Origin of the sequence: Pseudomonas siliginis (assembly GCF_019145195.1) — a bacterium.
Lineage (GTDB): Bacteria > Pseudomonadota > Gammaproteobacteria > Pseudomonadales > Pseudomonadaceae > Aquipseudomonas > Aquipseudomonas siliginis.
On sequence record NZ_JAHSTW010000004.1, the window covers coordinates 63,977 to 82,484 of the forward strand.

Sequence of the window (18,508 nt, forward strand, 5' to 3'; positions counted from 1 at the left end):
TGCGGGCAGGGCGGGGCGAAATAATCGGATGCTCGACTATAACGCGCACGCCGGTCGACTGTGAACGCAGACGGCTTATTCAGTCTCTGAATGGAGCGTCACATGTTGACTCAGTCTCGGCGGATGGCCAGTATTTTGGTATCGCCGATTTGGCGATAGCCTTTCTTACTCGGTTAGTAAAAAGGCAGAAAATCGATGTTACCCATGAAACGGCCGCGTCTGCGATCTGCGCACGTCCTGTCAGATTTCAGGTTGGCGCTGACATTTATCAATGGTCAGGAACTGACAGTTGATTTGGGGATGGATATTCATACTTATCCAGGTCTGCGGCCACTGCTTGATCGCGAAGTCTTTGCGACTGCCGCAGTCGGGGACGAGGGTTGGATCGTTGAATGGATTGAACCCGACGTTCAGATCGGTGCAGACACCTTGTATATGGATGCGCTAGCGCAAAATGCCCAAGATGAGAACACGCGCATTTTTATCGATTGGCGCGCCCGTACCGGACTTTCTCTCAATGATGCGGCCGAAGCGCTCGGTGTGAGCGCTCGCAGCATCAGCCGTTACAGCAATGGGCGTGAAGCAGTGCCACGTTCTTTGGCCTTGGCCTGTCTGGGCTGGGATTCGCTGCAACAGCGTTCATCGATAGCGGCCGAAGACACAGGTCGATATGTCGTCAACCGCAAAACTTAACCCTCATCTGGCTTCGGCCGTTCGTACCGCGCATTGAATGCCTGGATGAAGCCATTGCGCAAAATCTGCAAAAACGCTTCGAAGGCGTTGACGTTCTGCTGGTGAACATTGCCGCTGAGTTCGACGCGAGTGGCGAACTGGTTTTTGTTCTGGTTTTTCAGCACGGTCTCGGTGCCGCCGACCAGCGCTTCCCAGATTGAGCGGAACAGGCCTTTGTTCTTGTTCTCGACGTCCTGCTGCCAGTTGAATACGTCGACGTCGCGCAGCAGAGGTTTGATGTAGCCGGTGAGCCGGGCTTTCTCTGCCTTCGCTTCGATAACCACGTCGCCGTGACCGGCGTTGAAGTCGAACTTGCCGTAGGCGGCGGCGAAGTCGTTCATGCGTTTGAGCTCGATGTCACGGGCGCGCAGACGGAATTCAAAGTCTTCGAAGTTGCTCAGCGGATCGAAGGTGGCGGTGGTTTCCAATGGCGCGTGGCCCAGCAGCAAAGCCTTGCCTTCAAAGCGGGCGTCGCGTTTGCCTTCCTTGTCGACCACATTGGTCAGGTTGTAGATGCTGGCGTTGACGTTGCTGGCATTCATGTTCACCGGCGGCTTGGAATTGAAGTTGCGGAAGGTGATACGGCCGTCGTTGATCTGCACTTCATCGAGGGTGATCGGCAGCAGCTTGCCCAACTGCTCACGCCAGTCGGTGCCCTGACCGGTCTGCGAGTTCTGCTTGTTGGGGCCACCGTCGACGAAGTTGATTTCGGGATTGAGGAATTGCACCTGCGCGACCACGGCATGGTCGTACCACAGTGAATGCCAGCTCACCGACAGATCGATCAACGGCGCATCGACGAACGGCACCGGTACCTTGCCATCGACCTTGACGATCTTCAGACCGTTGATTTTGTATGCGCCGCGCCACAGCGCGAGGTCGACATCGGTGATCTGGCCTCGGTAATCGCCCATGTCCGCGAGCTTGTCATTGAGGTAGTCGCGTACCAGATAGGGCAGGGCGAAATGCAGGGCGACCAGCAGCACCACGACACCCGCCAGGGTCCAGAGCGGCCAGCTGTAACGACGTTTCATGCCATTGTTCCTTCAAGAGTGTGGCTTGACGATTCAAAGCGATTGACTCCGCGCGTTTGCAGACGTTCGACCCGACTGGACTGTGATCGGCAACGGGCTTACCTTGGAAGGCTGAATTCAACGCTGCATAAGGACCCAGCCATGAGCCGTATTTACGCTGACAACGCCCATTCCATCGGTAATACGCCGCTGGTCCAGATCAACCGCATCGCGCCGCGCGGGGTCACGATCCTGGCCAAGATCGAGGGGCGCAACCCCGGTTACTCGGTCAAATGCCGAATCGGCGCCAACATGATCTGGGACGCCGAAAGCAACGGCAAACTCAAGCCGGGCATGACCATTGTCGAGCCGACTTCCGGTAACACCGGTATCGGTCTGGCCTTCGTTGCCGCTGCGCGTGGCTACAAGTTGATGCTGACCATGCCGGCATCGATGAGCATCGAGCGCCGCAAGGTTCTTAAAGCCTTGGGCGCGGAACTGGTGTTGACCGAGCCGGCCAAGGGCATGAAGGGCGCCATCGAGAAAGCTGCGGAAATCGTCGCCAGCGATGCCGACAAATACTTCATGCCGGCGCAGTTCGATAACCCGGCCAACCCGGCGATTCACGAAAAGACCACCGGCCCGGAAATCTGGAACGACACCGACGGCGCCGTGGATGTGCTGGTGGCTGGCGTAGGTACCGGCGGAACCATTACTGGTGTCTCGCGGTATATCAAGAACACCGCCGGTAAACCGATTCTGTCGGTGGCTGTCGAGCCGGCGTCTTCGCCCGTCATCACCCAGGCTCTGGCCGGTGCCGAAATCAAGCCGAGCCCACACAAGATTCAGGGCATTGGCGCCGGTTTTGTACCGAAGAATCTTGATCTGTCGATGGTCGATCGCGTCGAGCAGGTGACCGATGAAGAATCCAAGGCCATGGCTCTGCGCCTGATGCAGGAAGAGGGGATTTTGTGCGGTATTTCCTGCGGTGCCGCCATGGCGGTGGCGGTGCGTCTGGCGGAGAAACCAGAGATGCAGGGTAAAACCATCGTCGTGGTGCTGCCGGATTCGGGCGAGCGTTATCTGTCGAGCATGCTGTTCAGTGACCTGTTTACCGAGCAGGAGAACCAGCAGTAAGCCTGTTGATTCAAGTCAGCCAGGGTTCAGGCGCTGCATGTTAATAAAGGCTTTGTTGCGTAATGCTTAACACTGAATCTTGTGTCAGGCGGGTTTTTCCGCAGGCCGGTAGTGTTTATCATGGCCGGCTGCCATGCCGGGTAAAGGGCATTGCGCAGCGTTGTCTTTATTCAAGGAGTTGTTGATGACCGTTTCGTTTGCCGCCAAGGCGTTTGTGCTGTTGCTGTTTCTGGGCAGCACGCTCTATGTGCATTTGCGCGGCAAGGCGCGTTTGCCGGTATTGCGCCAGTTCGTCAACCACTCCGCACTGTTCGCGCCCTACAACGCTTTGATGTACCTGTTCTCCGCAGTGCCATCCAGACCGTATCTGGATCGCAGCAAGTTTCCGGAACTGGATGTACTGCGCGACAACTGGGAAACCATCCGCGACGAAGCCATGCACCTGTTTGACGAGGGCTACATTCGCGCCGCCGAGAAGAACAACGATGCAGGTTTCGGTTCGTTCTTCAAAAAAGGCTGGAAGCGTTTCTATCTGAAGTGGTACGACAAACCCCTGCCATCGGCCGAAGCCCTGTGCCCGAAAACCGTGGCGCTGGTCAATGCCATACCCAACGTCAAGGGCGCGATGTTTGCGCTGCTGCCGGGCGGCAGTCACCTCAACCCGCACCGCGATCCGTTCGCCGGCTCGCTGCGCTATCACCTCGGTTTGTCGACGCCCAACTCCGATGATTGCCGGATCTTCGTCGACGGTCAGGTTTACGCCTGGCGCGACGGCGATGACGTGATGTTCGACGAAACCTACGTGCACTGGGTCAAGAATGAAACCGCTCAGACTCGAGTGATTCTGTTCTGTGACATCGAACGTCCGCTGAGCAACCGCTTGATGACCCGGATCAACCGCTTCATCAGCGGCTGGCTCGGCCGCGCCACCGCGCCGCAGAATCTTGATGACGAACGCGTTGGCGGCATCAACCAGGCTTATGCCTGGAGCAAGAACTTCAGCGACCGTTTTAGCGGCGTGGTCAAGCAGTGGAAGCGCCGCCATCCCAAGGCCTACCGCGTAATGCGCCCGGTGCTGGCGGTGCTGGTGCTGACGTTGCTGGGGTATTGGTTGTTTGGTTGAGGCTGGCTCAGAAATAAAAAACCGCTCCTGAGGAGCGGTTTTTTCACAATCGGCCAGCGGCCAGCACCGAGGGCTCATCTTCGATACCGGTGATCAGCAGTTGCAACAGACGCCGTTGATTAGCGGTCAATTCATGATCAGCCAGTCTTTTGGTTTTCAGCGATCTGACCAGTGCTTCGGGAGGTCTATGTTTCGCTTTTTTCATGCTGCCTCCCGGTTTGATCAGTAATTGATTGGCTTTCACAGTACTGGATTCTCCAAGGTTTTGACAAGGCGGCCTTCGATGTCGTAGCTGAAACCCAGCTTCTGATAAACGGGTATCGCACCGTCCAGCGGCTCTTGTATTTCGATAACATCGCAGCCAACGAAATGCGCGTATTGTTCAATAATTATCATCGCTAGCAGTCCTATCCTGTTTTTCAAAGGATGGGTTCCGCCAGGGCGCCCTTCCAATCTCACAACTCGTAATCTTCGTCGACTATTGTTCGGGTTCGCAAAACACAGGCCGCAGAGCTGCCCGTCGAACCAGATAGAGATGTCCAGTGCGCGTGGTTCACGTGATTTCCACGCGATGACTTCATGCCAGAAAAAGCAGGGTTCTTCCCATAGCTCAAAAGCATGAAGCGCATGCTTGTTTATCGGTTCGAATCGAATCAGGGATACATCCATAATCGAAGCGTCGGCCGCCTTGAGTTGGCCTTGTAAGCCGGCAATGTGCGAAGCGGCCCGCTTCCTCGCCTCTGACCGATAAACCTGATACCGCAAATACGTCCGTTCCCTTGGCATGTGATCTCTTGCATTCCATGTCTCCTGACAACCCGTTGCCACCGCCATTTACCCTAATCACCCGACGCCGCACTGTCGCTACCGGCCCATTGCCCAAGTCATTGCAATCTGTGTCCCGGGCTGGTTATAGTCAGCCCCCGCGAGCCGCCTGGCTCGCGAGTTCATTTCCTCAATAAAGATCAGCATTCATGCCTGCATCCCTCATCAACGCGGTAGTCGATTCAGCGGTCAGCGCTGGCGTCGTGCCGTGCGGGAATCGGCAGCCTGTGCAGATCAGTCATTACCCTCCACCTGTCAGTAGCACGCCGGTGTGCGCAGTCGTTTCGCCGCCGGGCGTTGGTGTTCGGGGCTGATCGGCAGTTTCTGCTGCCCCCGCGCCCGCCAGAAAAACCTACTGAATTTCAGCTTCGGCTGAGTTGGCTTCTTGCCTGACTACAGGTGGTATTCATGTTTGTCCTTTCGAAACAATCCGCGCTCGCGGCGACGTCCACGAGCCTGTTCGTTCTGCTGTGGAGCAGCGGGGCAATTTTCTCCAAATGGGGCTTGGCCCATGCTTCGCCCTTTGCCTTTCTGCTGATTCGCTTCGCCATCGCCCTGTGCGGGCTGGTGTTGCTGGCGCCGCTGCTCAAACTCAAGTTGCCCAAGGGTGGCAAGCCGATGCTGTTTGCGATCGCCACCGGCGTGGTGCTGTTGGGCGCCTATCAGATCTTTTATCTGCTGGCGCTGGACTGCAAAGTCACGCCGGGGGTGATGGCCACTCTGATGGGCGTTCAGCCGATTCTCACCGTGGTGCTGATGGAGCGCCAGCGTTCGGCGAGCCGCCTGTTCGGCCTGACGCTGGGCCTGGCCGGGCTGATCATGGTGGTTTATCAAGGGATCGGTCTGGCTGGAATGTCCTGGGCCGGCATGCTGTTCGGTTTGCTGGCGCTGGCGAGCATGACGCTCGGCTCGATCATGCAAAAACGCATCACCGACAATCCGCTCGGTACGCTGCCAGTGCAGTACCTGGCCGGCCTGTTGCTGTGCGCGGTGTTCGTACCGTTCCAGCCGTTTCACTTCGAGCACAGCGCAGGCTTTATTCTCCCGGTGTTATGGATGGGCCTGGTGGTGTCGGTGCTGGCGACGCTGTTGCTTTATCGACTGATCGCGCGGGGCAATCTGGTGAATGTCACCAGCCTGTTCTATCTCGTGCCGGCGGTGACGGCAGTGATGGATTACCTGATTTTCGGTAATCGTCTGGCGGCGTTGAGCGTGTTGGGAATGCTGCTGATTATTGTCGGGTTGGTGTTTGTGTTCCGAAAAAGCAGTTAGCAGAAAACAGGCGGTGGTTGATCCATCGCCTTCGCGAGCAGGCTCGCTCCCACATTGGAATGTATTTTTCTGTGGGAGCGAGCCTGCTCGCGAATATCTGCGGCAGAAAATTTAACGGACTGACGAGTTTGCAGGCTTCACCACCGCCGGCTTCAACACCAGCCACAACGCCGCCGCAATCAGCACCCCGCCATAAATGTGCGCCATCGACAATGGCTCATCCAGCAGCAACGCCCCCCACAACACGCCGAACGGCGGGATCATGAAGGTCACGGTCATCGATTTCACCGGGCCGATCGAGCTGAGCAGGCGGAAATAGATGATGTAGGCAAACGCCGTGCAACCCAGGCCCAGGCCGAGCAGCGACAGCCAGACCTGCCAGCCGCCCCAGCTGACCGGCGGCGCGGTGATGGTGCTGTAGGCGAACAACGGCAGCAAAAACAACGTCGCCCCGAGCATGCTGCCCAGTGCCGACAAACGGCTGTCTAGCCCACCGGCCTGATCCAGCCAGCGCCGTGCAAGGAATCCGGCAAAGCCGTAGCAAGTGGTCGCCAGCAGGCACGCGACCGCGCCCATCAGCAGTTGCAGGTCGAAGGCCACGGGACCGGCGCGTGTCAGCACGCCGACGCCGAACAGGCCGAGGAACACACCGCCCAGCTTGGCAATCGTCAGTTTCTCGCTGAAGAACAAACCGCCAATCAACACGCCCATCAGCGGCGTGGTTGCATTGAAGATCGCCGAATAGCCGGCCGGCAATACTTGCGCCGCCACCGAATACAGCGTCGCCGGAATCCCCGAGTTGATTACGCCCAGCAGCATCACGGTCTTCAGCTTGCCCTTGAAATCCCAGCTGATGCGCATCAGCCCAAGGATCACCAGCAGCCCGGCAGCCGCGATCGACACGCGAAAGAACCCGGTCGGGATCGTGCCGATCACCGGGGCAATGATGCGCATGAACAGAAAACTCGCGCCCCATATAGCGGCTAGCGACAACATGCGGAAAATATCGACAGGGCTCACGGCGGGCTCCTTCCTTGATCGGGACGAGAGTGTTGCCGAGCGTCCGGATCATGGCAACCGCTATTCGGGCTTTTAATTCTGCCTTGGGATTAACCTGCGCGAGAAACCCCGTCAACGGTCAGCGCTGTATCGGTTTTGGCAGAAATTGCGCTTTTCCTGCGAGCGTTTCCGTGACTAAGCTCAGACCAACCGAATTTCCGCCGAGGTTTCATTTATGTCGCAGCAATGGCCAGCCACCGAGATCGCGCGGATGATCCTCGCCGGCTTCGACGATTACCGCGAACATTTTCGCCGCATCACCGATGGTGCGCGGGAGCGCTTCGAACAGGCGCGCTGGCAGGAGGCGCAGGCCGCCTCGGCGGCGCGGATCAATCTGTACGAAGAAAAGGTCGGCGAAACCGTTGCTCGCCTGCGCGAGTATTTCGATGACGAAACCCTGATGAACGTCAGCTGCTGGCCGCTGGTGAAAAGCGCCTACATCAGTGTGATTGACCTGCGCTTCGACGATGAGCTGTCCGAAACCTGGTACAACTCGATTTTTTGCGGGCTGTTCAGCCACGACCTGATCAGCGACGGCTGCATGTTCATCCACACCACGCGCCCGAGCCTGCGCCGCGCCCGCGCCGCGCAAACCCGTACGTACAAGCCGCAGGGCCAGCTGTCCGGGATGCTCGCCAGCATCTTCGCCGACTACCGCTTCAGCGAAGATTACGCCGATCTGCCTGGCGATCTGCTGCGGCTCGAAGCACAACTGCGCGAGAACCTGCCGGACTGGGTGTGCAAGGACCCGGAGCTGAGCGTCGAGCTATTTTCCTCGGTGCTCTACCGCAACAAGGGCGCGTATCTGGTCGGACGCATCTACACCCGCGACGAGCAATGGCCGCTGGTGATTCCGTTGTTGCACCGCGAAGGTCGGGGCATTCAGATCGATGCGTTGATCACCGACGAAGCCGATGTGTCGATCATCTTCTCGTTTACCCGTTCGTATTTCATGGTCGATGTCCCGGTGCCGGCAGAGTTCATCGGTTTTCTGCGGCGCATCCTGCCGGGCAAGCACATCGCCGAGCTGTACACCTCGATCGGCTTCTACAAGCACGGCAAGTCGGAGTTCTACCGCGCGCTGATCAATCACCTGGCCAATACCGACGACCAGTTCATCATGGCCCCGGGCGTGCGCGGCATGGTCATGAGCGTGTTTACCCTGCCGGGTTTCAATACTGTGTTCAAAATCATCAAGGACCGCTTTTCGCCGTCGAAAAACGTCGACCGGGCCACGGTGATCGAAAAGTATCGTCTGGTGAAAAGCGTCGATCGGGTCGGGCGTATGGCCGATACCCAGGAGTTTGCTGATTTTCGCTTTCCGCTGAGCAAGTTCGATCCGGCGTGTCTCGAAGAGCTGCTTGAAGTGGCGCCGTCGACGGTTTCGGTCGAAGGCGAGACCGTGCTGATCCGCCACTGCTGGACCGAGCGGCGGATGACTCCGCTCAACCTGTATCTGGAAAACGCCAACGACGCCCAGGTACGTGAAGCGCTGGAAGATTACGGTCTGGCGATCAAGCAATTGGCGGCGGCAAATATCTTTCCCGGCGACATGCTGTTGAAAAACTTCGGCGTCACCCGTCACGGGCGCGTGGTGTTTTACGATTACGACGAAATCTGTTTCCTGACCGAAGCCAACTTCCGCCACATCCCGCAAGCGCGCACGCCGGAGGACGAAATGGCCTCCGAGCCGTGGTACTCGATCGGACCGCTGGACGTGTTTCCCGAAGAGTTTCCGCCGTTCCTGTTTGCCGATTCGGGCCAGCGGAAATTGTTCGATCAATTGCACGGCGAGTTGTACAACGCCGATTACTGGAAGGGCTTGCAGGAGGCGATTCGGGCGGGGAAGGTCATCGACGTCTTCCCATACCGGCGCAAGGGCCTCGACAACGAATAACAAGACGCAGCTGCAAGTGGCAAGCTTCAAGCTGCAAGTTGAAAGCCGCAGTGACTTGCGGCTTGTAGCTTGGCGCTTGCAGCTGCTTTTCTGCCACAATCCGCCCCCTGCATAAATAGACGACCGAATTGCCTACCCGATGACCGACGAATCGCCCTCCATCGACAAACTGCTGAAAAACCTCGATCACGCCATGCTCGCCGACCGTCACCGGCTGCGGCGGCAGTTGCTTGAGCTGCGCAAGAAACCCGACGAGGCCAAACTGGCCCAGTGGGTGACGCGCATGCAGGCGTCCTGTGATCAGGTACTGGCGCGTCGCGCGAGCCTGCCGGTGATTCGTTACGACGACAGTTTGCCGATCGCAGCCAAGCGCGACGAGATCAAAAAGGCCCTCGAACAACATCAGGTGCTGATCATCGCTGGCGAAACCGGCTCGGGTAAAACCACCCAGTTGCCGAAGATCTGCCTGGAAATCGGGCGCGGCCAGCACGGTCTGATCGGCCATACCCAGCCGCGTCGGATCGCCGCGCGCAGTGTCGCCAGCCGTGTCGCCGAAGAGCTCGGCACGCCGCTCGGTGCGCTGGTCGGCTATCAGGTGCGCTTCGAGGATCAGAGCGATGCCAACACCCTGATCAAGCTGATGACCGACGGCATTCTGCTGGCGGAAACCCAGAACGATCGTTATCTGGAACGCTACGACACGATCATCGTCGACGAAGCCCACGAACGCAGCCTCAACATCGATTTCCTCCTCGGCTACCTGAAAACCCTGCTGCCACGCCGTCCCGACCTGAAGGTCATCATTACTTCGGCGACCATCGATCTGGAGCGCTTCTCCAAGCACTTCGATGACGCGCCGATCGTCGAAGTATCGGGCCGTACCTTCCCGGTGGAAACTTGGTATCGACCGCTGACGCTGGAGCAGGACGAAGAGGGCAACCGGGTCGAGGACGACCTCACCGTCGATCAGGCGATCCTCGCCACCCTCGACGAAATCGCCGCCTACGAGCGCAGCGAACGGCGCAGCCCCGGCGATGTGCTGGTGTTCCTGCCCGGCGAGCGGGAGATTCGCGACGCCGCCGATATGCTGCGCAAGGCCCAGCTCAAGCACACCGAAATCCTGCCGCTGTACGCGCGCCTGTCGCCGGCTGAACAGCAGCGGATTTTCCAGTCGCATCCGGGCCGCCGCGTGGTGCTGGCGACCAACGTCGCCGAAACCTCGCTGACCGTACCGGGCATTCGCTATGTGATCGACAGCGGCACCGCGCGCATCAGCCGCTACAGCTATCGGGCCAAGGTGCAGCGCTTGCCGATCGAAGCGATTTCCCAGGCCAGCGCCAATCAGCGTAAAGGTCGTTGCGGCCGGGTCGAGCCGGGTATCTGCGTGCGTTTGTACAGCGAAGAGGACTTCCTTGGGCGCCCGGAATTTACCGATCCGGAAATTCTGCGCACCAACCTCGCCGCCGTTATTTTGCAGATGCTCCATCTGCGCCTCGGTGAAATCACCGCGTTCCCGTTTATCGAGCCACCGGACGGCAAGGCAATCAGCGACGGTTTCAACCTGCTGCAAGAGCTGTCGGCGGTGGATCGCAACAGTCAGCTGACGCCGCTCGGTCGACAATTGGCGCGCTTGCCGGTCGACCCGCGCATGGGCCGCATGCTCCTGGAAGCGGCCAGGCTCGGCAGCTTGCAGGAAGTGCTGATCGTCGCCAGTGCGATGTCGATTCAGGACCCGCGCGAGCGTCCACCGGAGCGTCAGCAAGCGGCGGATCAGGCCCATGCGCAATGGAAGGATCCGGATTCGGATTTCGCCGGCCTGGTCAATCTGTGGCGTGGTTTTGAAGAACAGCGCCAGGCGCTGACCGCCAATCCGCTGCGCAATTGGTGCCGGAAGAATTTCCTCAATTACCTGCGCTTGCGCGAGTGGCGTGATTCTCACCGTCAGTTGAGCCTGATCTGCCGCGACATGCAGTTGAGCCTGAACAAAGAGCCGGCGGATTATCCGAAGCTGCACAAAGCGGTGCTGGTCGGCTTGCTCAGCCAGATTGGCCAGAAAACCGAAGACGGCGATTACCTCGGCGCGCGGCAACGGCGCTTCTGGATTCATCCGTCGTCGGGCATCGGCAAGAAGCGTCCGCAGTGGCTGATGACTGCTGAGCTGGTCGAAACCACCAAACTCTACGCGCGCATGGTCGCCAAGATCGATGCCGACTGGATCGAGCCGCTGGCCGGGCACCTGATCAAGAAAAACCATTTCGAGCCGCATTGGGAGAAGAAGCGCGGCCAGGTCGTAGCCTATGAGCAGATCACCCTGTTCGGCCTGATCGTGGTCGGTCGCCGCCCGGTGCATTACGGCCCGGTCGATCCGGTGGTATCGCGTGAGCTGTTTATCCGCGAAGGTCTGGTGCGCGGCGAGATTCAGTCGCGGGCCAAATGCCTGAGCGCCAATCAGAAACTGCTGGAGCAGCTCGACGAACTGGAGGCCAAGGCTCGCCGTCGCGACATTCTCGCCGACGAAGAAACCTTGTACGCCTTCTACGATGCGCGTCTACCGGCGGAGATCCACCAGACCGCGACCTTCGACAGTTGGTACAAGGTCAACAGCCAGAAAGACCCGCAGCTGCTGATCATGCGCGAAGAAGACGTGCTGGCCCGCGAGGCCAGCGAAGTCACCGCCCGCGATTACCCGGACACCCTGCACATCGGCGATCTGGAATTGGCCCTGACTTACCACTTCGAACCCAATCACCCGCGCGACGGCGTGACCTTGCGCGTGCCGGCGCCGCTGCTGCCGATGCTGCCGCCGGAGCGTCTGGAATGGCTGGTACCGGGCCTGATCGAGGCCAAGTGCATTGCCCTGGTGCGCAACCTGCCGAAAGCCCTGCGCAAGAACTTCGTGCCAGTGCCGGACTTCATCAAGGCCGCGTTGCAGCGCATGACTTTCGCCGAAGGTTCGCTGCCGCAAGCACTCGGTCGCGAGCTGCTGCGCATGACCGGCGCGCGGGTCAGTGATGAGGCGTGGGCGGAAGCGGCGCAGCAGGTTGAAAGCCATCTGCGCATGAACCTGGAAATCGTCGACGGCGAGGGCAAGTTCCTCGGTGAAGGCCGCGATCTGGCCGAGCTGACCGCACGCTTCGCCGAAGCCAGCCAGGCCGCGCTGGCGGTGCCGCAGAGTGCGAAAAGTCAGCAACCGGTGGAGGCAAAAGTCTTCGCGCCAGTGGCGGAAAAGACCCAGCAGAAGATCGCCGGGCTGTCGATGACGGTGTACCCGGCGCTGGTGGAAGAGGGCGGCGCGGTCAAGGAAGGGCGCTTCTCGACCCCGGCCGAAGCCGAGTTCCAGCATCGTCGGGCCTTGCAGCGTTTGTTGATGCAGCAACTGGCCGAGCCGGCCAAGTTCCTGCGCGGCAAGTTGCCCGGGCAGACTGAACTGGGCTTGCTTTATCGTGAACTGGGCCGGGTCGATGCGCTGGTCGAAGACATTCTGCTGGCCAGCCTCGACAGCTGCATTCTCGAAGGGGGGGACCCGTTGCCCCGTGATGGCGCCGGGTTGGCGGCATTGGCCGAGCGCAAGCGTGGCAGCTGGACTGAGCACGCCGAGCGGGTCGCGCGGCTGACGCTGGAAATCCTCAAGATCTGGCACGGTCTGCAAAAACGCTTCAAGGGCAAGATCGATCTGGCGCAAGCGGTGGCGTTGAACGACATCAAGCAGCAGATCGGCAATCTGGTTTATCCAGGCTTCGTCCGCGAGACGCCGATGCAGTGGCTCAAAGAGTTGCCGCGTTACCTGAAAGCGGTCGAGCAGCGTTTCGAGAAACTCGGCGCACAGGTGCAGAAGGATCGCGTCTGGAGTGGCGAACTCGCTGGCCTGTGGGCGCAATACCAGACCCGCGCGGCCAAGCATGCGCAGGAAGGCAAGCGCGATCCGCAGCTGGAGTTGTACCGCTGGTGGCTGGAGGAATACCGCGTGTCGTTGTTCGCGCAACAGTTGGGGACGAAAGTGCCGATCTCCGACAAGCGCCTGAACAAACAGTGGAGCCAGGTCGAGCCCTGACCTGCAGCCATACACAGTCCCCCTGTGGAAGCGGTCTTTGTGGCGAGGGGATTTATCCCCGCTGGGTGGCGAAGCCGCCCCAAAACCTACGACCTCGGTTCATCAGCTATACCGAGCGTGGTGGGTTGGCGACTGCTTCGCAGTCGAACGGGGATAAATCCCCCTCGCCACAGAGTTGAGTTCATATGGTGAATGGCAGTTGTGCTTGAGAACGGCGCCAAAACCTCGGGTTTATGGCAAACTTCGCCACCATAACCCGCCGTTTCGCGACCCAGAGCCTTCGGCCGTGTCGCGCTGCGGAATAAAACGATGCCAGGTTTGCGTCCCCCGGATGGGAATAGACCCTTTGCGTGTTGGTACGACGGTTCCAGCACTTTCTGCCTGAACAGATTAGAGAAACGACCATGCATAACGTCGTCATCAGCGGCACCGGCCTGTACACACCGGCCAACAGCATCTCCAACGAAGAGCTGGTGCAGTCTTTCAATACCTACGTCGCCCAGTTCAACGCCGATAACGCCGAGGCCATTGCCAGCGGTGAAGTCCAGGCCCTGACCGAATCCAGCGCCGCGTTCATCGAAAAAGCCTCTGGCATCAAGAGCCGCTTTGTCATGGACAAGGACGGCATCCTCGATCCACAACGCATGGCCCCGCGCCTGCCCGAGCGTTCCAACGATGAATGGTCGGTGCTCTGCCAGATGGCCGTTGGCGCTGCCGAACAAGCCCTGCAACGAGCCGGCAAAACCGCAGCCGACATCGACGGCGTGATCGTCGCCTGTTCGAATCTGCAACGCGCCTACCCGGCCATCGCCATCGAAGTCCAGGAAGCGCTGGGCATTGAAGGTTTCGGTTTCGACATGAACGTGGCGTGTTCTTCCGCCACCTTCGGCATCCAGGCCGCCGCCAACAGCGTGCAACTGGGCCAGGCGCGGGCGATCCTGATGGTCAACCCGGAGGTCTGCACCGGGCACTTGAACTTTCGTGATCGCGACAGCCATTTCATCTTCGGCGATGCCGCGACTGCGGTGATCATCGAACGTGCGGATCTGGCGACCTCCCCGTACCAGTTCGACGTGGTCAGCACCAAATTGCTGACCAAGTTCTCCAACAACATCCGCAATAACTTCGGCTTCCTCAACCGAGCGGCGGAAGAGGGCATCGGTGCCCGCGACAAGCTGTTCGTGCAGGAAGGCCGCAAGGTGTTCAAGGATGTCTGCCCGATGGTCGCCGAGCTGATTGGCGAGCACCTGGAAGAGAACCAGCTCAACGTCGGCGACGTGAAGCGTTTCTGGCTGCACCAGGCCAACCTGAGTATGAACCACCTGATCGTGCGCAAGCTGCTCGGCCGCGAAGCTACCGAAGAAGAAGCCCCGGTGATTCTCGACAGCTACGCCAACACCAGCTCGGCCGGTTCGGTCATTGCCTTCCACAAATACCAGGATGATCTGGCCTCGGGTTCGCTGGCGGTGCTCAGTTCGTTTGGTGCCGGTTATTCGATCGGTAGCGTGTTGCTGCGCAAGCGCTGAAACAGGTTAATTTCCCCTTAATCGCGTCGATCTTTCCTACATCCGAAGCGATTGAAACGCTGTAATTTTTCGGACGTCGCGGCAGGTGCACACCTGCCGCGTTCATTTTCGAAGTCCGGACAAGGGGATTGATGGATGGCGGCTGACGACACCCAACTGCTCACGCGCTTGCTGGCGGGGGAGCAAAAGGCTTTCAAGGAACTGGTCACCACATATCAGAGCGCCATGCGCGCCGTGGCTTACGCGATTGTCGGCCAGCGTCATGTCGAGGAAGTGGTGCAAGATGCCTGGCTGTCGGTGGTGCGTCATCTGGCCAGCTTCGAAGGCCGCTCCAGCCTCAAGACCTGGTTGCTGACCATCACCGCCAATTCGGCCAAGAGTCGCTACAAGCTCAATCGCCGGGAGGTCTTGCTCGACGACCTGCCATCGCCCCACGGCACCATCGGTGACGATCGCTTCTCTTCCAGCGATGGTCACTGGCTGGTCGCGCCGTTCGCCTGGCACCAGGACACCCCCGAAGCGCTACTCACCGAAAACGAACTGCGCGAATGCCTCGAACACACCTTGCTGAGTCTGTCCGAGTTGCAGAGCAGTGTCCTGCTGTTGCGCGAACGCCAGGGCCTGGAGCTGGAAGAGATCTGTAATCTTCTGGAGATTTCGCTATCCAATGTCCGCGTGCTGCTGCACCGGGCACGTTTGAAGGTCTTTGCGACCGTGGAACATTTTGAGGAGACAGGAGAATGTTGACCTGCAAGGAGCAAGTGGCACGATCCAGCGATTATCTCGATGGCCAACTGAGCTTTCGCGAGACGCTGATGGTGCGTCATCACCTGTTGTTCTGCCGCAACTGCCGGCGCTTCATGCGGCAGATGCGCGTGATGCAGGCAACCCTGAAGGCGCTGCCGGAACAACCGGAAGAGGGAGTGGATGCTTTGGCTGAGCGTCTGGCGACGCAGAGGCGCGACGACAGTCCTTGAAAGAGTCAGCCCGGGGCAGCGTCAGCGAACGGATGATGGGGATCGCTGGCATTGCACCGGGCTGCAGGACATCAGCTTCGAACGACAAGTCGCAAGGGGAGCGGTGACTTGCAGCTTGTCGCTCGAAGCTTGTAGCTGTTTTCTTAGAACTTCGCTTCAGCATCCAGCTGCAGGGTGTTGGCATCTGCATCGCGCTGGCTGCGGCTGGCGAAGTCGGCCTTGGTCAGGAAGTACGTGGCGCCGACGGCGAAGTTCTTGTCGATGTCGTAACCGACCTTGAACTTGTGCCCGCGCGAACCGGTGGTGCCGTTGGCGAAGTCGGAGTCGGTGAAGGCGCCGACCACGGCGTTGCGCTGCACGTCGCGATAGTTGTAGTCGAGGTTGAAGCCGAACACTTTCGACTTGGCGCCGAGCAACCATGCGGTGTCCTGATCGGTCACGGCATCGTTGTTCTTCACGTACTGGCCGTAGAACGACAGTGGCATTGGCAGGCCGCCGATGTCGATCTGGCTGAACCCTTCATACAGACGGAATTCGTTGTCGGCCGAGTTGCCGTTGACCGCCAGCGCGCACGGCGTCGAGGTGCCGGTGCAGCGGCTGTCTTCGTCGTTCTGGTAGGCGTAGACGCTGCCGCCGACGGTCATTTTCAGGTTGTCGGTGATGTTGAAGCGGCTGCCCAACTGGCCAGCGGTCAGGCGCAGGTCGTGGCGGAATTGCACGCCGTCGCCGTCAACGTTGTCCTTGAGGTTGTAGTTACCCAGGCTGCCGAACAGTTCGGCGCTGCCGCCCAGTGGGTATTTGTAAGTAACGGCCAGACCTTCCGGGTTGATATCGCTGTCCCAGATCACGTCGCCCATGCTCACCCACGGTTGCAGCATCTTGCCGCCGATCACGTGCAGATTCTTGATCTGATCAGGGTGATAGTCGATGTAGCCGAGGTCGAGCCAGATCTGCTTCTTGTCGAAGTAGTTGTCCTGATCCTGGTTGGTCGAACGCGCGTCGTCACCGCCGCCGGTGGCGATGCGGATGCCGGTGTCGACTTGCGGGTTGATCTCGGTGTAGGCGCCCAGACGCGCACGGATGCGCTGGCGATCCTTGTCGCGGCCGCCGTTGTTCGGCTCGCCGTCGATCTTGATGGTTTCCTGACGGATGCGTACGTCGCCCTTGAATTGGGTCTTGGCCGCCCAGGCCAGTTTCTGATCGAACAGGCTCTGTTCGTTGGTCTTCTTCGCGACCGCCGCCACTTGTTCGTTGGTTTCCTGCTGCGCCTGTTGGGCGATTTGCTGAGCCTTCTGATCCTTGGCCAGTTCTGTTTGCAGCTCGATGTACTGCGCCTGGGAAATCGACCCGTTGGCCTTGAGCATGTCGAGCAGTTTGGCGTCGACTGCAGCACTGGCCGGAACGCTCATGGCCAGCAACAAGCCGCCGCACAGGGCCGCTGCAGTTTTCGTGGAAGCAAGACGCATAGCAATCTCCGAAGATGAAGGGGATGGCTGAACCATCCTGGGCACAACCGGCCTGAAGGCCGGAAAACTGTGTCCGGGTTAGAACCCGGCGCTCTAAAAACAGGCGCCAGTATCGCGATGGTTTATGACAGAGCGGTGGCACAGTGATGGCAGGTTGATGACGATGCGTATCAGGCGTGAACTATCGAGTTAGAGCGCTGTCGGCCGATTGAGCGTGTGCAACGGGGTCGCGATCAGCGATACTCGCCGGGCTTTGTCGCCAAGCTGTGGAGTGCCAGTGAATGCCGTTGCAACGCCTGCAAAACCTGTCAGAAATCGCCCCGGCAAGCTGGGATGCGCTGGTGCCGGACAACCAGCCGTTCCTGCGCCACGCCTTCCTCAGCGCGCTGGAAGACAGCGGCAGTGTCGGCCCGCATTCAGGCTGGCAGCCCGAACATTTACTGCACATCGAAGATGATCGACTGATCGCCGCACTGCCCAGTTATCGCAAGTGGCATTCCTACGGCGAGTACGTCTTCGATCACGGTTGGGCCGACGCCTGCGCGCGTGCCGGCATCGATTACTACCCCAAACTCCTGACCGCAGTGCCCTTCAGTCCGGTCAGCGGTCCGCGCTTGCTGGCGGCAACAGTGGAGGACGGTTTCGAACTGCTGAAAAGCCTGCCGGGCTATCTGCAGATCGAAGAACTCTCCAGCGCGCACATCAATTTCACCGATCCGTTTACTGATGCGGCGATGGCCGAGCAACCGGGCTGGCTGCAGCGCATCGGCTGTCAATATCACTGGCAGAACCGTGGTTACCGCGACTTTCAGGACTTCCTCGACGCCCTCAGCTCTCGCAAGCGCAAGCAGATGCGCAAGGAACGCGAGCAGGTGGCGGGGCAGGGCTTTGAGTTCGAGTGGCTGGAGGGGCGAGAGCTGGGCGAGGCGCAGTGGGATTTCGTGTACGCCTGCTATGCCAACACTTATGCGGTGCGGCGTCAGACGCCGTACCTTACGCGCGAGTTCTTCAGTCTGCTGGCTGAACGCATGCCCGAAGCGATTCGCGTGGTCCTGGCCAAACAGGGCTCACGGCCGGTGGCGATGGCGTTCAGTCTGGTCGGTGGCGACAGTTTCTACGGGCGTTATTGGGGCTGCCTGGCCGAGTTTGATCGGCTGCATTTCGAGACGTGTTTTTATCAGGGCATGGACTACGCGATTGCCCATGGCATCCAGCGTTTCGACGCCGGGGCGCAGGGCGAGCACAAGTTGATTCGCGGCTTTGAACCGGTGATCACCCATTCCTGGCATTACCTGCGGCATCCGGGGTTGAAAGCGGCGGTGAAGGATTTCCTGCAACAGGAACGCGCCGGCATCCTCGCCTATGCCGAAGAAGCGAAAACCGCCTTGCCCTATCGCCAAGCATAGATCCCTGTGGGAGCGAGCCTGCTC

15 protein-coding genes are annotated in these 18,508 nt (G+C 59.5%); 10 read left to right on the forward strand and 5 right to left on the reverse strand.

What is annotated here, in order from left to right:
• The first annotated feature begins 195 nt into the window (after positions 1–195).
• Positions 196–693, forward strand: coding sequence for a helix-turn-helix domain-containing protein (locus KVG87_RS09920; RefSeq protein ID WP_217850538.1), 498 nt, complete (start codon positions 196–198; stop codon positions 691–693).
• Here KVG87_RS09920 and KVG87_RS09925 read toward each other — a convergent pair.
• Positions 690–1,766 (reverse strand): DUF748 domain-containing protein, encoded by a 1,077-nt coding sequence (locus tag KVG87_RS09925; protein ID WP_056783605.1) that lies wholly within the window; start codon positions 1,764–1,766, stop codon positions 690–692. The two genes, KVG87_RS09920 and KVG87_RS09925, sit on opposite strands and share 4 nt — an antisense overlap.
• Before the next feature lie 141 nt (positions 1,767–1,907).
• On the opposite strand from KVG87_RS09925, the gene cysK reads away from it, so the two are divergent.
• Positions 1,908–2,882: a cysteine synthase A gene (gene cysK / locus KVG87_RS09930; RefSeq protein ID WP_076566460.1), complete on the forward strand. Its 975-nt coding sequence runs from the start codon at positions 1,908–1,910 to the stop codon at positions 2,880–2,882.
• Between the two features lie 184 nt (positions 2,883–3,066).
• Complete coding sequence (locus KVG87_RS09935; protein ID WP_217850540.1) at positions 3,067–4,005, forward strand: aspartyl/asparaginyl beta-hydroxylase domain-containing protein; 939 nt, start codon at positions 3,067–3,069, stop codon at positions 4,003–4,005.
• Positions 4,006–4,048: 43 nt separating this feature from the next.
• Here the strand turns inward: KVG87_RS09935 and KVG87_RS09940 are convergent, their stop codons facing one another.
• Together KVG87_RS09940 and KVG87_RS09945 are read right to left on the reverse strand one after the other, a co-directional pair.
• Entirely contained in the window at positions 4,049–4,249 is a 201-nt protein-coding gene (locus KVG87_RS09940) for a hypothetical protein (protein ID WP_217850762.1), read from the reverse strand.
• Positions 4,246–4,791 carry a hypothetical protein gene (locus KVG87_RS09945; protein ID WP_217850542.1) on the reverse strand — a complete coding sequence of 182 codons (546 nt, stop codon included), beginning with the start codon at positions 4,789–4,791 and terminating at the stop codon, positions 4,246–4,248. Before KVG87_RS09945 ends, KVG87_RS09940 begins: the two co-directional genes overlap by 4 nt.
• A gap of 447 nt (positions 4,792–5,238) precedes the next feature.
• On the opposite strand from KVG87_RS09945, the gene KVG87_RS09950 reads away from it, so the two are divergent.
• The gene (locus KVG87_RS09950; RefSeq protein WP_217850544.1) at positions 5,239–6,102 is read left to right on the forward strand and encodes a DMT family transporter; all 864 of its coding nucleotides are present in this window, start codon (positions 5,239–5,241) and stop codon (positions 6,100–6,102) included.
• Between the two features lie 111 nt (positions 6,103–6,213).
• Here KVG87_RS09950 and KVG87_RS09955 read toward each other — a convergent pair whose 3' ends face one another.
• On the reverse strand, positions 6,214–7,122 hold the full coding sequence (locus KVG87_RS09955) for a DMT family transporter (protein ID WP_217850546.1): 909 nt from the start codon (positions 7,120–7,122) through the stop codon (positions 6,214–6,216).
• Between the two features lie 214 nt (positions 7,123–7,336).
• On the opposite strand from KVG87_RS09955, the gene aceK reads away from it, so the two are divergent.
• The 5 genes from aceK to KVG87_RS09980 all read left to right on the forward strand — a co-directional run bounded on the left by aceK (position 7,337) and on the right by KVG87_RS09980 (position 15,612).
• Positions 7,337–9,058: a bifunctional isocitrate dehydrogenase kinase/phosphatase gene (gene aceK / locus KVG87_RS09960; RefSeq protein WP_217850548.1), complete on the forward strand. Its 1,722-nt coding sequence runs from the start codon at positions 7,337–7,339 to the stop codon at positions 9,056–9,058.
• A 139-nt stretch (positions 9,059–9,197) separates the two neighbouring features.
• Positions 9,198–13,109, forward strand: a complete 3,912-nt coding sequence (gene hrpA, locus KVG87_RS09965; RefSeq protein ID WP_217850549.1) for an ATP-dependent RNA helicase HrpA — start codon at positions 9,198–9,200, stop codon at positions 13,107–13,109.
• Positions 13,110–13,513: 404 nt separating this feature from the next.
• Positions 13,514–14,635, forward strand: a complete 1,122-nt coding sequence (locus KVG87_RS09970) for a beta-ketoacyl-ACP synthase III (RefSeq protein WP_016771207.1) — start codon at positions 13,514–13,516, stop codon at positions 14,633–14,635.
• Between the two features lie 135 nt (positions 14,636–14,770).
• Positions 14,771–15,382 carry an RNA polymerase sigma factor gene (locus KVG87_RS09975; RefSeq protein ID WP_041478829.1) on the forward strand — a complete coding sequence of 204 codons (612 nt, stop codon included), beginning with the start codon at positions 14,771–14,773 and terminating at the stop codon, positions 15,380–15,382.
• Positions 15,376–15,612, forward strand: a complete 237-nt coding sequence (locus tag KVG87_RS09980; protein ID WP_130900119.1) for an anti-sigma factor family protein — start codon at positions 15,376–15,378, stop codon at positions 15,610–15,612. Before KVG87_RS09975 ends, KVG87_RS09980 begins: the two co-directional genes overlap by 7 nt.
• Before the next feature lie 143 nt (positions 15,613–15,755).
• Here KVG87_RS09980 and KVG87_RS09985 read toward each other — a convergent pair whose 3' ends face one another.
• Entirely contained in the window at positions 15,756–17,078 is a 1,323-nt protein-coding gene (locus tag KVG87_RS09985; protein ID WP_125917795.1) for a putative porin, read from the reverse strand.
• 281 nt (positions 17,079–17,359) lie between these two features.
• On the opposite strand from KVG87_RS09985, the gene KVG87_RS09990 reads away from it, so the two are divergent.
• Complete coding sequence (locus KVG87_RS09990; RefSeq protein ID WP_217850550.1) at positions 17,360–18,484, forward strand: GNAT family N-acetyltransferase; 1,125 nt, start codon at positions 17,360–17,362, stop codon at positions 18,482–18,484.
• Positions 18,485–18,508: the final 24 nt, after the last annotated feature.